Here is a 13,957-nt window from a genome sequence, read left to right as displayed (position 1 = left end):
TCATGGATCTCTATGCCGACTACCAGCCGATCCTGCGCCCCCGGCGCGGCGAGCTGACCGCGCTGGCCCACCTGTCGGCCGAGGAGGCGGCGCGGCTCACGCCGATCGTGGAGCTGGAGTCGGTCGAGGGGATCCTTCCGTTGTTGCGGGAGCTGCGGCCGCGTACCCAAGTGGTCGCTCTTGATCTCGGGAAGGTCCCTGGGCCGCCGGAGCTACTGCTGACGCTGGCCGGGAGGCTGGCCGAAATGGATCTCGGTCTGGTCCCGGTGATGCGCCCGCACGAGAGCGATGAACGGCTCGCTGCTCACGGCGCGGCGGCCCGGATGCATCGGCAGCGGGCCGTGCTGCGCCTCCAGCCGCACGCCGACGCCGGCAATCCGACCGAGGCGAACGCCGTCGCCGAGCGCGTTCTGGAAGCCTCCGGGCTCGACCCGCGGCAGGTCGACCTGTTGATCGACCTCGCCGAGACGGCCTGCCTGTCGCACGCCGACATGGTCGAGGAGCGGGCCCGGCGGGTGCTGCGCTGGGCTCGCGGCTCGGCGTGGCGCTCGGTCAGCGTGGCCTCCGGCGCGATGCCGCCGAACCTCGATGACCTGCCCACCGACCGCCCGGTCCCGGTCGGGCGGCTCGACGCCCGGGTCTGGGCACGCCTCGGCGAACCCGGCGTCGGGTACGCGGACCACGGCGTCACGTCGCCCGTCCGGCGTTACGGCGTGCAGCATCACCGGCAGCTGCCGACCCTGCGGTACACCTCCGAGCAGGAGTGGTGGATCTACCGATGGGCGCGCCGGGGCGGCCGCAGCGACGACCGCTGCCACGACCTGTGCCGGACCCTGGTCAGCTCGCCGCAGTGGCCGTCCACCGGCGCCCGGTTCTCCTGGGGTGACGCCGAGATCGCCCGGCGGGCGCGGACCGCCCGGGGCGCCGGCAGCTCGGCGAGCTGGATCGCGTGGAGCACCTCGCACCACATCTCCCATGTGCTGCGGGCGCTGCCCTGCGCCTGAATTTGTCGTACGCTTGTTCTAATGTCGCTCATGGCTGCCCTTTCGTACGCCCGGCACGGCATCCCGGTCCTGCCGGTGCACGCGCCTGACCCGGGTGGCACTTGTTCGTGCGACAGAGGAGTGCGATGCGACCGTCCCGGCAAACATCCCCTGCTCCGCCACGGCGTGACCGACGCCTCCACCGAGACCGACCAGATCCGGCTCTGGTGGACGCGTTGGCCGCGTGCCAACGTCGGCCTGCGCACCGGCGTGATGATGGATGTCGCCGACGTCGACTCGGCGGAGGGCTGGCACGGGCTTCGCCACCTTCTGCGCGACGATGTCCCGGCCGGCCCGCAGGTGCGCACCGGGCGGGGCGGCCGCCACCTCTGGTTCCGCCCGACCGGTTTCGGCAACCGGGTCGGCCTGCTGCCCGGCCTCGATTGGCGCGGCGCCGGCGGTTACGTCCTGGCCCCGCCGTCGCGGCACGCCAGCGGCGTCGACTACAGCTGGATCCGCCGACCGACATCCGGCCTTCCGGCCGGCCCACCCGCATTGCTCACGCTCATCGAGGGCCCCGCGCCGCCGCCAGCTGGGCGCCGGGTCATCCACCCCATTCGGTACGCGGAAACGGCCCTCGAATCCGAGTCCGACAAAGTGGCACACGCCCCGGTCGGCACCCGTAACGACACGCTGAACCGGTCCGCGTTCATGCTCGGCCGGCTCGTCGGCGCCGGGCTGCTGGATGCCACGACGGTGCGGCACGCCCTGACCGCGGCGGCGCTGTGGGCGGGGCTGAGCCATGCCGAGATCCGGGGGACGCTGCGATCCGGGCTGACGGCCGGCATCCGGCAACCGTTCGAAGGCATCGGCCGAGACGCGGCCTGACCGCGTGGGGGTTGACATCCGTGTGGGGGTGGCCGTTCGGGCAGGGGTGAAACGGATGATCGGGTCAGCTCCGGAGGAGCCCGCACCCGGGCACCGCCGGTAACCTGGCGGAACGGACCGGGGGGCGATGTGCTGCACGAGGAAGTGATCGGCGACGCCGGGCGCGGTGTGCTCGCGGACCCGGCACGCCTGCTGTCGGTCCGCCGGATCATGGGCGGCCCGCACCCGGACGAGGCGTTCGACAGACTCGCCATGCTCGTGAACAAACTGGTCGACGCACCGATGGGCGCGGTCTGCCTCGTTGACGCCGAGCGGCAGCACCTGGTCGGTCAGGTCGGCGTTCCGGAGCCGCTCGCCACGAGCCGCGAGATGCCGCTGACCCATTCGTTCAGCCAGCACGTGGTGGTGGCCGGCGAGCTGCTGTCGATTCCGGACGCGCGGGCCGATCCCAGGACCCGGGACAATCCGTCGATCCAGGAGATCGGCGCGGTGGCGTACGTAGGAGCGCCCATCACCGGCCCGGACGGGCAGATCGTCGGCACACTCTGCGCGATCGACCAGGAGCCCCGGGCCTGGACACCGAGCGAGATCACCCTGATCAGCGAGCTGGCCGAGGTCTGCTCGTCGGAGGTCTGCCTGCGGATCTCCCGGGCCGCCGCTGACGAAGCCCGGGCCGCCGCCGAGTCCGCGCATCAGCAGCTCGAGGTGCTCGCCGAGCTGACCGAGTCGCTGGCCGCCACGATGGATGTCGAGGAGGCCATGCGGCGGCTCGGCAGCGTCGTCACGGCCCGGCTCGCCGACTGGTGCGTCGTGACCATCGCGGACGAGCCGCGCGGTTCCGCGTACGTGTCGGCCGCGCACCGCCTCCCGGAGCGCGCCGCCGACATGGCCCGCCTCGGCGAGCTGGGCGTCCAATCCCGCGCCGACCTGCGTGCCATGGTCAAAGCGGTACGCCGGACCCGCTCGCTGCGCACTCCGGACGGCGCCGCCGATCTGCAGAGCCGGCTGCACGACACCGAGCTGGCCGAGATCACCGCACGGGCCGGGTTCGGCGCGTCGCTGCTGGTGCCGATCACCTCGCCGGTGCGGCGGGAGACGCTCGGCGCGGTGCTGCTGGTGAAGCATCCGGAGCGGTCAGCCTTCACCGCCGCCGAGGAACGCACCGCCGCCGAGATCGGCCGCCGGGCCGGGCTGGCCGTGGAGAACAGCCGCCTTTACCGCGAGCAGCGGCACATGGCCGAGGTGCTGCAGCGCAGCCTGCTCACCGAGCTGCCGAGCATCGAGGGCATCGGCCTGCACGCGCGTTACGTGCCGGCCCAGGACGGCGCGGCCGTCGGCGGCGACTGGTACGACGCGTTCGCCCAGCCCGACGGCAGCGTCATGGTCGCGGTCGGTGACGTGGCCGGCCACGACATCGAGGCGGCCGCCACGATGGGCCAGATGCGCAACCTGGTGCGCGGGAACGCGTACGGGCGGAACGAGGAGCCGGGGGACCTGCTCTCCGCGCTGGACCAGGCGCTGCACGGCCTGCACGTGCCGGGTGCGGCCACCGCGGTGCTGGCCCGGGTGAGCCGATCCTGGGCGGGCTGGGCGGTGTGTTTCGCGAGTGCCGGGCATCCGCCGCCGCTGGTCCTGCTGCCGGACGGGACCGTGCAGGCCTGGTGGGTGCCGCCGGAGCCGCTGCTGGGCCTGCCGCCGAAAGAGCCGCGGAGCACGAGCCGCCGGTTCGTCCCGGCCGGGTCGACGCTGGTGCTCTACACCGACGGCCTGGTGGAAAATCGCCAGCGCCTCTTCGACGACGGCGTCGCGACGATCTCCGAGGTGCTGCGCGCCAACGCCACCAGCACTCCCGACGAGCTGTGCGAGCGGCTGCTGGCGGCGGCCCCACCCGGCAACGACGACATAGCCCTGCTACTGGTCAACCTCACCTGAAAAAGCGCAGCCATAGCCGACCGATCCGGATTTATCAGGCCTTGGCGGACAGGCCCAGCCGATCACGAGCAACCTCCGCCGCCGGAGCAGAGCCCACGGTCCACAACCGCACGACCACCCCCCGCCGCGTGTTGATTTAGGGTTCGATCCGCACCCATTCTCGACACGCACACCGGGAAACGGCTGCTCGTGTCGACTTCAGGTTCGCATCGCACTATTCAGCATCGCACCCCAACTCGACACGCAGCGGGGCTGCGGCGGCGCCACCCGCCGGGCGGCGAGGCGCGGGGTGCCGGCGACCTGTTCGTCGCTATGCGTGTCGTGCTCGCGGCCATCAGGGAATATCACGGGCAGATCTTGGAAACGGATATAGCCTCAACACCCATTGTGGGTGTGGCTACACCCGCAGTGGGTGTTGCACTCAAGACCGACACAGCTCCGGAAACCACCTGCTGGGACCTCGCGCCCGAGCTCGCCTAGATCACGCCAGGTTGGGGAGGCCGCGCATCAGGTTGGTGAGCCTCCGCGCCAGGTGCGGCCGGCGCAGCGGGTGCGGCCGGCGCAGCGGGTTCGAGGGTGGGGATCGGGGGGCCGCCGTGGGTCCAGGGGGTCTCCGCCGGTTCGGGGAAGGTGCCGCCTGGGCGGAAGGCCTCGCTCAGCGTGGTCAGGATCAGCCGTTCGCCCACCTCGGGCACGCTGCCCGGCTCGGCCACCAGCTTGCGTCCCATCCCGCCGGAGAGCTCCAGCAGCACGTCCACCCCGTCGCCGGCCGGCGTCACCGAGACCACCCGAGCCTTCTGCGCGGTCCGGGACGGGGAGGTGAGTGAGGTTCCGGGCTCCATGCGTACGGGTTCCGTGGTGTGCACCATGATCCGGGGGCGCAGGACCGGCCGTTTGCCGCTGTCGTCGACCCGGTTCGGGTTGGCGAGGGTGACGACGCCCGCGAAGGCCGCGCCGCTGAGGCGATATTCGGCGAGGACCAGTGGGTCGTCGAAGGCGCGCTGCACGGCGTACCGGGAGGCGGCGTTCTCCAGGCGCTGCAGCCGGGCCGCTGCGGCGACCGCCCCGTCCCGGCGGGGCTGTGGTGCGCCACCTTCGGCGATGTATTGAGTGAACGCCGTGTAGGCGTCCCGGTCGGAGTCCCAGCGCAGCGACACCCGCTCGCCAGCCGGCAGCCCGCGCAGCAGGTTCAGGGCGCGCCACATCCGGTCCCAGGTCGGCAGCAGCAGCTCTTGCAGGATGTCGGGCAGCTCGGGCGCGGACCGCTCGATCAGCGGGGCCAGGACCTTGTTGTCGAACTCCGGGTCGGTGGCCGGCCCGGCGACCGGTCCGTTCTCCGCTTCGCGGGCCTCGGCCGCTCCGGACTCGATCCAGGCGAGCTGGGTGCCGAACTGGGCGTCCTCGGTGCCGCTCTGCCCGGTCGCCCAGTGCAGGCCGAGCGCCTGCACCGCGTTGAGCAGCAACGACGAGCCGGGAATCTCGGCCGTCCCGGCGAGGAACGTGAGCCAGCGGCCGAGCAGCGGCACTCCGGCGGGCACCGGGTATTCACCGTCGACCGTACGGAATCGGGTGGAGCGACCGAGCATCCGCAGGAAGTCGATGCCGCCCGAGTTGGGCACCCAGATCTGCGGCGCGTCCAGATAGCGCTGGCGGACGTCCTTGCCGCGGTCGATAGGGACGTCCTCGCTCTCGGTCGCGAAGCTCTCCAGGTACGGAAGAAGCTCCTCGGCAAGGTCAGCGAAGAAGGCGAACCGCAGGTCCCGGTCACGCGGCTGACTCACCACGAGCAGGCGCGGCTTGTCCGGGGAAACTCCGACCATGGCGGCGAGCGGCGCGTTCGCCTCACCGGCCATGGCGAGCGGAATGAGCACCAGCGGGTGGTCCTGGACATGCAGGTGCCGCACGGTGGCGATCGGTTGAGCCCGCCCGGCCGCAAGGGCCTGCGCGCGGGCCAGCGCGGTAAGCGTGCTCACTCAGCAGCCGGCGAAGAAGAAAAAGAAGAAGAAGAAGAAGAAGAAAGCGCCTCATTACGCAGCTTCAGCGCGGCCTGCAACAGCGCCGCCGACTCCGCCTGGTCCTCGGAAGGCGTCTGACGTCCCTCCGCCAGCGCCAGCACCTCGTCCACGCTCTCGATCCCGCCCAGCGCCTCCCGGACACTGCGCCCGAGCACAGCCGTCCCTCCGGACGCCTCGTGCCGGCAGTAGACCGACAGCTCGCACGCCGACAGACACTCCGGCGCGTACCGAGGCTCGATGTGCCCGAGCGCCTCGACGAGAGCGGCCGGCTCCAGGGTCACGTCGAAACTCACGAAGTCCGGCAGCTCGGCGATCAGCGACGACACCGAGGACAGCCGGGAGAGCTGGCGGCGCAGCGTGGAGAGCTGCTTGCGGACGTCGAGCACGACCGCTTTCGGGTTGAGCGAGAAGTTCTCCGGGCAGACCAGCACGACCTCGTGGCTGACCAGCATCGGGTCCTGGCCGAGCCGGCCGAGCAGTTCCCGGAGCGCCAGCACGTAGACAGCGGCCTGCACCGCGGCAGCCGAGACCTTGGCGCTCTCGGCCTGGTCGTCGATGATCGCGAACGACTTGATCTCGACGACCTGGAGGCGGCCGTGGTTCGCGTACGCGACCAGGTCGGGTTCCAGGTAGACGGTCTGGCCGGCCACGTCGAGGGTGAGCAGCGGGTGGTCGATCAGCGCGGCCCGCGCGCCGGCGATCGCCTTGACGGTCTGCGCGTGGCGGTCGTCGACCGACGAAGATCCAAGATCCTGGTAAGCCAGCGCGGAGGAGGCGCCGAGCACCGATCGCAGCAGCTCGCAGTCGTCGGCTTTCAGCATTGCCTCGAACGCGTTGCCCCGGGACAGCGCGAACCGGGACTGGCCGAAGCTGCCGGGGAAGCCGAGCTGCTCGCTGAGTTTCACCTTGTCGACCCCGGCGGCGTCCAGGACGGCCCGGCGGGAGCAGCCCGGGTTGCCGGTGAGCGCGGCGATCGTCCGCGCGTTGTGCCGCTTGGCCTTCGCGGGCCCGCGCAGCTGGTTGAGCCGGTCGTCCATCAAACGCACCCCAAAGCCACAGCAGAAACGGGGGACCAACTGTAGATCTTCACACGCGTGTTTTCCTACGTTTCACCCACGAGAGGTGAATAAAACGCACGTATCGGACACAAATGCCACGGCGCGCTACGTTCGAGGAATGCCGAAGGCTATCTGGAACGACGAAGTGATCGCGGAAAGCGACGACACGGTGGTTGTCGAGGGCAATACGTACTTCCCCCTCACCAGCGTGCGTGAGGACGTGCTCGTCCCGTCGGAGACGCACAGCGTCTGCCTATGGAAGGGCAAGGCGTCCTACTACTCCCTCCAAGCCAACGGGAACACAGCGCCGGATGCCGCCTGGTACTACCCCGACCCCAAACCGGACGCCTCAGCGGTGCGTGACCGTGTCGCGTTCCGGAAAGACGTCCACGTCGAAGCGTAAGAAAACCTGAACCGGGGGCCCGCTCACGTGATGCGGGGGTGGGCCTCCTCGATCGCACTGACCTCCAGGTAATCCAGCATGTCCCGCTGTTCCTCCGGGTCCAGCGCCGCAAAAGCCGCGTACGCCTCGTCCCGCGCGTGCCCGGTCTCCGCCGCCAGCAGCGCGATGATCGCCGACCAGGCCAGCGAAACCCGGTCGAAGAGCCGCGCCCGGCGCAGCGAGTCGAGCCGGGACAGCATCCCGATCTTGGTCGCCGCATCGTCGTCGGTCGGCACCCGGTCGCAGAGCTCGAAGAGCGCCTTACCCCGGTACGGATGCTCGGCCTCGACCATCCTCGCCAGCTCCGCGTTGTTCATCTGGTCCACCGGCGGCGCCGGGCCCCGGCGGGGCAGCGACGGAGTGGGTTCACCTGGCACGACTGTCACGTCCGCTCTCGAATCCGTTGCCCGGCGACTGGTGCGGCAACGTAGGGGTGTTCTGAAAGGTGGGGAACGGCGGCGCCGGCATGACCGGCTCGTCCGCACCATCCTGGTCCGCCGATGGAGCGGCCGCACCCTGGGCCTGGGGTACGCCACTTTCGGCGCCTGGCTCGACACCCAGCACGATTTCGCCCTCCGTTACCGCTTGCGGTCGTGTTGTCCCATGAGATCACGGCGACGCAACCCTGTGCGAGCACCCACGGTAGTGACTCCCGCCGGTCACCCGACCCGACGACCGCCGTAACCTTGCGGCAACGCATCGACCGACACCGAGGCAGCACCGGAGGAGAAGGCCCGTGGACGCAGGCCAGGACGGCGGGGAGACGCCGGAGGAGTGGCGATCAGTGATGATCGACATTTCCGGGGCCACCCTGGCGGAACTCGTCGAGGAGGACGGCTCAGCCCTGACTCTCGCGCTGCGCCGTGTCACCGACGAGCTGGATCGGCAGGGTGAGCCGATCGCCGGCTTCAACTCGGCGATCTGATGCGATCACAGCCCCAGGCCTTTCTGCTCAGTGACACCGCTTTCGCCGCTCTCGGTGCCGGCCGACCGGATCCGGGCACCCTCGAAACGCTCCGGCGCGCCCAGCTCAGCCGCACCCTGCTGCTGCTGCGCGAGATCTGCCGCCGCCGCCCGCACACCCCCGCGTGGTACTCCCGCCTCACCTCCGCCACTCCCGACGAGGCAAATCGGCTGATCGCCGACCCGATGACCGCTCTCTGGGCCGCTCAAGCGCTGCGCGCCGGCGACGAGGCAACAGGCCACGACCTTCCCCAGCCAGGACGTCCACTCACCGCCACTGCCCAAGATCAATCCCTGAGGGTACGCGTAGAGGACTCCAGCTCCGTACGACACGGATTCGGTCTCCCGCCCGCCGCGCCGCTCACCACCGCCGAACGCGACCACTGGCAACGCTGCCTCGACGGGGCCTGGGAGATCCTGGTGAACCGGCACCGCCCGGCCGCCGAGATGCTCGCCGCCGTGCTGAAGGTGATCGTGCCGGTCCGGCCCGACCCGGCGGCCGAGGGCATCAGCGCCACCTCGTCCGAGGCGTTCGGCGCGGTCGCCATGTCCTCGCCGGCGGATGCGGCCGCGCTCGCCGTGGGCCTGCTGCACGAGACCCAGCACAGCGTGCTGAACGCCACGAACCTGCTCTTCGATCTGGTCCACCCGGGTGGCGGCCCGGGATATTCGCCCTGGCGCGACGACCCGAGGCCCGCGTCCGGCGTGCTGCACGGCACCTATGCCTATCTGGCCGTGACCCGGTTCTGGCGTGCTGAACGAGCCAGCGGCGGCACAAACAGCAGCAGCGGGGCCGAGTTCGAGTTCGCGCGCTGGCGGGTCGCGGTGGCCGAGGCAGCCGATCGGCTGCTCAACGGCGGGGAGCTGACCGAGGCCGGCACCCGCTTCGTGACCGCGTTGCTCGACGAGGTGCAGCAATGGCTCGGCGAACCGGTTGATGAGGAGATCGAGCGCCTGGCCACGCTGGCCCGCACCGACCACCGGCTGCGCTGGCGCCTGCGGAACCTGACCGTCGCGCCGGAGGACGCGGCCGGGCTGGCGGCCGCCTGGCGTGAAGGCCGCCCGCCGCCGGCCGTCACCTCGGTCCTGGCGCCGGGCACCGGCCGGGCGCTGGAGAACAGCCCCCGGCTGCGTCTCGTCCGCTCGCTGATCAAGGGCCAGGACGCCGGGCAGAACGGGTTCGCGGCGGACGGCGATGCCGCCTGTGTGCGGGGAGATGACGGCGCTGCGCTTCGTGCGTACGAAATGGGCCTGGAAAAAGAGCGTGACCGGGATCTGACCTGGGCGGGCCTCGCCCTGGTCTCCCCGCGCCCGGCCTTGCGCTCCCGTCCGGAGGTGGTGAAGGCCGCCGCGATGGCCGCGCCGGAGGCTCCGGTGGACGCGCTCGCCGATTGGCTCTCCGGATGACTCATCTGAACGGTTCGCGAACCGATCTGACTCGCCGGAGGTGGATCGTGGCTCGCAACGTTCTCTTGGATCGGGTACGGCTCGGTGTCGACGACACCGTCGTCATCGCGTCGCTCGTGCTGCTCGCCTGGCCGGCTGCCGGACCGCAGCAGCCCGGCATGGGTGACGGGCGGATCGTGCCGCTGCTCGCGGCGCTCTGTCTCGGCCTCGCCGTGCTGCTGCTCGACGGCGGCCGGCCGATGCTGCGTCATGCGGTGACCGCCGCGGCGCTGCTCGCCGCCGGGTTCCGGCATCTGAACACCGAGCTGGCGCCGGCCGCGATCTGGCTGGTGCTGCTGATCGCGGTGGCGGTGCTGGTCCGGGAGGTGCTCGGCCGTGGCGTCGAGACCGACCTGAACCGGCAGCAGAGCCTGCTCTCCCAGCAGGCGTTCCGCGACCCGCTGACCGGGCTCGGCAACCGGGCGATGTTCCTGGAGTACGCCGAGGGCGTGATCGACGAGCCGACCCGCGGCCAGACCGCGGTGATCATCGTGGACCTGGACGGGTTCAAGGACATCAACGACTTCCACGGGCACGCGATCGGCGACGATCTGCTGCGTGCCGCCGCCGACCGGCTCGCGGTGAACGTCCGCGCCGGTGACACTGTCGCCCGGCTCGACGGCGACGAGTTCGCGGTGCTGCTGCCCGGCATCGAGGACGAGCAGGCGGCTCTCGCTGTCGCCGAGCGCGTCCTGGCCGAGCTGCACCGGCCGCTCAGCGTGGCCGGCATCCCGATGAGCGTCCGGGTCAGCGCCGGTGTGGCAGTGGCCCGCGACGGCGACCGGCTGGACTCCGTGCTGGGCCGCGCCGACCAGGCGCTGTACCGGGCCAAGCAGGAGGGCGGCGGCCTGGCCCGCCGGTTCGACCCGGTGCTCTTCGCCGCGGCCGAGACCCGCCGCCGCGCCGAGGCCGACCTGATGCGCGGTCTGGACGCCGGCGAGTTCGAGGTCTACTACCAGCCGATCGTCGACCTGGACGGCGGCGAGCAGACCGTCGGCGTGGAGGCCCTGATCCGCTGGCGGCACCCGGAGCACGGCCTGATGGCACCGGCCCAGTTCCTCGACCTCGCCGAGTCCCTCGGCCTGCTCCCCCGGATCGGCGGCTGGGTCCTGGAGGAATCCTGCCGGCAGGCGATCACCTGGCAGAACCGGTTCCCCGGATTCGAGCTCAACGTGAACCTGTCCGCGTCCCAGCTGGGCAACCCGCGGCTGATCGAGGAGGTGCAGGCGGTCCTCGACCGGACCGGCCTGCCCCCGCAGGACCTGGTCCTCGAACTCACCGAGTCGGTGGCGCTCACCGACCTGGAGGAGTCGGCGCGGGTGCTCGGCGCGCTCAAGGCGCTCGGAGTCCGGCTCGCCCTCGACGACTTCGGCACCGGGTTCTCCTCGCTGAGCCACCTCAGCACGCTGCCCGTGGACGTCGTCAAGATCGACCGCTCGTTCGTGCAGGCCATGCCGGCCAGCGGCGGGGCGTCGGTGGCCGAGGCCGTGCTGCACATCGCCCGGACCTTCAACCTGGCGCCGGTCGCCGAGGGTGTCGAAGACGCGGCGACCGCGACGTGGCTGCGGGAGCTGGGTGCGGGGCGGGCGCAGGGTTACCACTTCGCCCGGCCGATGCCGGCCGGTGAGGTGACCGAGTTGCTGGACCGGCAGGCCACGCTGCCACTGACAGCCTGACCCGCGCTGCCTCCCTCATCGATCTTGTTGAGTTCGCCGCACCCGTGCCGGGGAATTCAACAAGATCGGGCGGGTTCGGCTCAGAGGGGCGGGAGATCGATATCGGTCTCCAGCCGCTCGCCGGCGGCGGTCCTCCGGAACACCGGATGGCCGTCGCCGAACACTTTCCGCAGCTCGTCCAGGGCCTGCTGCTGGGACGCATCGTCGCTGTCGCCGAGCGCCAGGTTCCACGCGCAGGCCACCGTGTCCGGGTGGTCCGGGCCGCGAACCGCCCGGGACCGGCGTAGCGTGTCGGCCGCCAGCTCGCGGGCCGGTTGTGCCTCACCCACCGCGGCCAGATCGCCGGCCAGACCGTTCGCGCAGCTCAGCGTGAACGGGTGGTCAGCGCCGACACTGCGGCGCAGGCCACCGAGCACCTCCTGGTCGATGGTGCGGGCTTCGGCGTACCGGCCGCCGGCGCGGACCACGGCGGCCAGCCCGGCCGAGGCGGCCAGGGTGAACGGGTGCTCGTCACCGAGCACCGCGTGATAGCGGATCACGGCGCGTTCCAGCAGCTCGTGCGCTCCGGCGAGATCACCGTCGGCGCGGGCGCAGTGTGCCAGCGAGACCCCGGCCGCGAGCGTGTCAACGCTCAGATCGCCGAACCGCTGCCGACAGGCCGCGAAGTTCGCCGCGGCCAGCTCGCGGGCCTCCGGCTCACCCCGGCGGCGGGCCGCCATCGCGGCGAACCGGCCGGCCCAGAGCGCGAACGGGTGGTCGGCCGGCACCCGGCCGGCCGGCTCACCGGCGAGCAGCTCGGCCGCGCCGGCGTAATCGCCGAGGCCGTACAGGTCGAAGGCGAGACCAGTACGCGACGACAGCGTCTCCGGGTGGCCGTCCACAAAGATCGCCTGGCGGTGCCGCAGGGTCTGCTCGTCGAGCGCCCGGGCACCCCGGAAGTCGCCGAGCAGCCGCAGATCGGCCGCCAGGTTGTTGGCGCAGCGCAGCGCGGTCGGGAAACTCTCGCCGAACAGCCGCCGGTACCGCACCAGGTTGTCCGCGTCGAGCTGCCGGGCCTGCCCGAAGTGGCCCTGCATCCGCAGGTCGCCGCCGACGCTGTTCGCGGTGGCAAGCGTCGCCTCGTCGTCGGCGCCGAAAACCTCCCGCTGGGTACGCAACGTCTGCAGGTTCAGATTGCGGGCGTCCGCCGTGCGGCCCACCGCTCGCAACGCGTTCGCCAGGTGGAAAGCGGCCAGCAGGGTCTGCTCGGACGTCTCGCCAAGCCCGTCGCGCCAGCGGGCCACCGCCGAGCTCGCCAGGTCACGGCTGGAGTCGTAGTCACCCCGGGCGAAGTGGAACCGGATGCAGTTGATGACAAGCTGGCGTACCTCCTCGGCGTCGCCGCCCAGCAGGTCGGAGTGGATCAGGTGCGGGGCCAGTTCGGCGTACCGGTACCAGCCGGCCGGGTTGTCCGGGTCACCCGGGTCGGCCGCGGCCAGCATGCCCCGGACCGTACGCAGCAGCGCCGCGTGCCGCTCCGAGCTGAGTTCCTGGCCGAGCATGCCCCGGACCAGCGGGTGCACGGTGAGGTTCTCGCCGGCCGGATCGAGATCGGCCAGACCGTACCGGCCGATCCGGCGCATCGCGGCACGCAGCCGACGCTCGACCCGGACCGTCCGGGACAGCTCGCCCTCCAGCGGCAGGGTGCGTGCCGCCCAGAGCAGCCGCCACGAGATCGGTGCGCTGGCCAGGAACGTGCAGAGTTCCAGCAGGACCCGGTCGGCCGGCGCGTTCTCGCCAAGCGCCTCGGCGGCCAGCCCCCAGGCGACCCGGATCGGGGTGGGGAAGGCCAGCTCGGCGGCGCGTTCGTCGTACCTTCGCAGGTAATCGGCGAGCGGCCAGCCCGTCGCGTCGCGAACAGCCGAGGCCAGGTCGAGTGCCATCGGCACATCGTCCAGATGGGACGCCAGCAGGTCGGCATCGTCCGCGGACAGTTCCGGCGCCCGGGCCCGCAGCAGGTCCACACTGTCCGACCGGTCGAAGATCGGCACCGGCATGGCCTGCGCCACCTCGGCGGTCCAGCGCGGGTTGCGGCTGGTCACCAGCACATGCCCGGCCCCGCTCGGCAGGTACGGCATGATGTCCTCGGGCCGGTTCGCGTTCTCGAAGACGACAAGCCAGTTGCGGTACGGCTCCCCGCGGCTCAGCGCATCGCGGACAGCGCCGAGCGTCCGGTTGAGATCACGGGCCTCGGGAACACCCAGCTGCTGCGCCAGGCCGGCGAGGGCGGCGCGCATCCCGGCGTTCTGCTCGGCGGGGATCCACCAGACCAGGTCGTAACTGTCGGCGTGCCGGTAGGCATACTCCACAGCCAACTGGGTACGCCCAGTTCCGCCGAGTTGATGGTCCGGGCTCGGCAGCAACACCACCGGACCGTTGCCGAGCAGGCCACGCACCCGGGTCAGCAACTCCTCCCGGCCGACGAAGCGGGGGTTGCGCGGCGGCAGACCGCCACGGATCGGCACACTGTGCTCCTCACGTGTTGGTGATGCCGATTACCGTACGTGGAACACCC

At 71.4% G+C, this 13,957-nt stretch carries 11 protein-coding genes; 7 read left to right on the top strand and 4 right to left on the bottom strand.

Going from position 1 to position 13,957, the window contains the following annotated elements; translation table 11 throughout:
* Positions 1–2: 2 nt before the first annotated feature.
* The 3 genes from ACQP2E_RS04550 to ACQP2E_RS04540 all read left to right on the top strand — a co-directional run bounded on the left by ACQP2E_RS04550 (position 3) and on the right by ACQP2E_RS04540 (position 3,803).
* Positions 3–1,004 (top strand): beta family protein, encoded by a 1,002-nt coding sequence (locus ACQP2E_RS04550; protein ID WP_433828617.1) that lies wholly within the window; start codon positions 3–5, stop codon positions 1,002–1,004.
* 30 nt (positions 1,005–1,034) lie between these two features.
* Positions 1,035–1,871 (top strand): bifunctional DNA primase/polymerase, encoded by an 837-nt coding sequence (locus tag ACQP2E_RS04545; RefSeq protein ID WP_433828616.1) that lies wholly within the window; start codon positions 1,035–1,037, stop codon positions 1,869–1,871.
* 129 nt (positions 1,872–2,000) lie between these two features.
* The gene (locus ACQP2E_RS04540) at positions 2,001–3,803 is read left to right on the top strand and encodes a SpoIIE family protein phosphatase (RefSeq protein WP_433828615.1); all 1,803 of its coding nucleotides are present in this window, start codon (positions 2,001–2,003) and stop codon (positions 3,801–3,803) included.
* A gap of 476 nt (positions 3,804–4,279) precedes the next feature.
* Here the strand turns inward: ACQP2E_RS04540 and ACQP2E_RS04535 are convergent, their stop codons facing one another.
* Together ACQP2E_RS04535 and ACQP2E_RS04530 are read right to left on the bottom strand one after the other, a co-directional pair.
* Positions 4,280–5,776 (bottom strand): hypothetical protein, encoded by a 1,497-nt coding sequence (locus ACQP2E_RS04535; protein ID WP_433828614.1) that lies wholly within the window; start codon positions 5,774–5,776, stop codon positions 4,280–4,282.
* Positions 5,773–6,855, bottom strand: coding sequence for a hypothetical protein (locus ACQP2E_RS04530; RefSeq protein ID WP_433828613.1), 1,083 nt, complete (start codon positions 6,853–6,855; stop codon positions 5,773–5,775). Before ACQP2E_RS04530 ends, ACQP2E_RS04535 begins: the two co-directional genes overlap by 4 nt.
* 139 nt (positions 6,856–6,994) lie before the next feature.
* Between ACQP2E_RS04530 and ACQP2E_RS04525 the strand changes: the two genes are divergently transcribed.
* Positions 6,995–7,279 carry a DUF427 domain-containing protein gene (locus ACQP2E_RS04525; RefSeq protein WP_111648271.1) on the top strand — a complete coding sequence of 95 codons (285 nt, stop codon included), beginning with the start codon at positions 6,995–6,997 and terminating at the stop codon, positions 7,277–7,279.
* A 23-nt stretch (positions 7,280–7,302) separates the two neighbouring features.
* Here ACQP2E_RS04525 and ACQP2E_RS04520 read toward each other — a convergent pair whose 3' ends face one another.
* Complete coding sequence (locus ACQP2E_RS04520; protein ID WP_433828612.1) at positions 7,303–7,704, bottom strand: hypothetical protein; 402 nt, start codon at positions 7,702–7,704, stop codon at positions 7,303–7,305.
* Between the two features lie 350 nt (positions 7,705–8,054).
* Between ACQP2E_RS04520 and fxsA the strand changes: the two genes are divergently transcribed.
* From fxsA to ACQP2E_RS04505, 3 genes are read left to right on the top strand one after another with little or no spacing between them, the layout of a single operon-like run.
* Complete coding sequence (fxsA, locus tag ACQP2E_RS04515) at positions 8,055–8,243, top strand: FxSxx-COOH cyclophane-containing RiPP peptide (RefSeq protein ID WP_433828611.1); 189 nt, start codon at positions 8,055–8,057, stop codon at positions 8,241–8,243.
* The gene (locus ACQP2E_RS04510; protein WP_433828610.1) at positions 8,243–9,688 is read left to right on the top strand and encodes an aKG-HExxH-type peptide beta-hydroxylase; all 1,446 of its coding nucleotides are present in this window, start codon (positions 8,243–8,245) and stop codon (positions 9,686–9,688) included. Before fxsA ends, ACQP2E_RS04510 begins: the two co-directional genes overlap by 1 nt.
* A 47-nt stretch (positions 9,689–9,735) precedes the next feature.
* Positions 9,736–11,403, top strand: a complete 1,668-nt coding sequence (locus ACQP2E_RS04505; RefSeq protein ID WP_433828609.1) for a putative bifunctional diguanylate cyclase/phosphodiesterase — start codon at positions 9,736–9,738, stop codon at positions 11,401–11,403.
* An 80-nt stretch (positions 11,404–11,483) separates the two neighbouring features.
* On the opposite strand, the gene fxsT is transcribed toward ACQP2E_RS04505, so the two are convergent.
* A complete protein-coding gene (fxsT, locus tag ACQP2E_RS04500) occupies positions 11,484–13,907 on the bottom strand; it encodes an FxSxx-COOH system tetratricopeptide repeat protein (protein ID WP_433828608.1) in 2,424 nt (807 codons plus the stop codon).
* Positions 13,908–13,957: the final 50 nt, after the last annotated feature.

The sequence above is a fragment of the Actinoplanes sp. CA-015351 genome (assembly GCF_050955685.1).
Classification (GTDB): domain Bacteria; phylum Actinomycetota; class Actinomycetes; order Mycobacteriales; family Micromonosporaceae; genus Actinoplanes.
The sequence above is the reverse complement of the archived record's forward strand: the minus strand, read 5'-3'. Positions and strand labels throughout refer to the sequence as shown.

What these genes read in the sequence shown, in the direction of transcription:
- ACQP2E_RS04550 (WP_433828617.1), top strand. Translation starts at nt 3, where the DNA reads ATGGATCTCTATGCCGACTACCAGCCGATCCTGCGCCCCCGGCGCGGC.
- ACQP2E_RS04545 (WP_433828616.1), top strand. Translation starts at nt 1,035, where the DNA reads ATGGCTGCCCTTTCGTACGCCCGGCACGGCATCCCGGTCCTGCCGGTG.
- ACQP2E_RS04530 (WP_433828613.1), bottom strand. Translation starts at nt 6,855, where the DNA reads ATGGACGACCGGCTCAACCAGCTGCGCGGGCCCGCGAAGGCCAAGCGG.
- ACQP2E_RS04525 (WP_111648271.1), top strand. Translation starts at nt 6,995, where the DNA reads ATGCCGAAGGCTATCTGGAACGACGAAGTGATCGCGGAAAGCGACGAC.
- ACQP2E_RS04510 (WP_433828610.1), top strand. Translation starts at nt 8,243, where the DNA reads ATGCGATCACAGCCCCAGGCCTTTCTGCTCAGTGACACCGCTTTCGCC.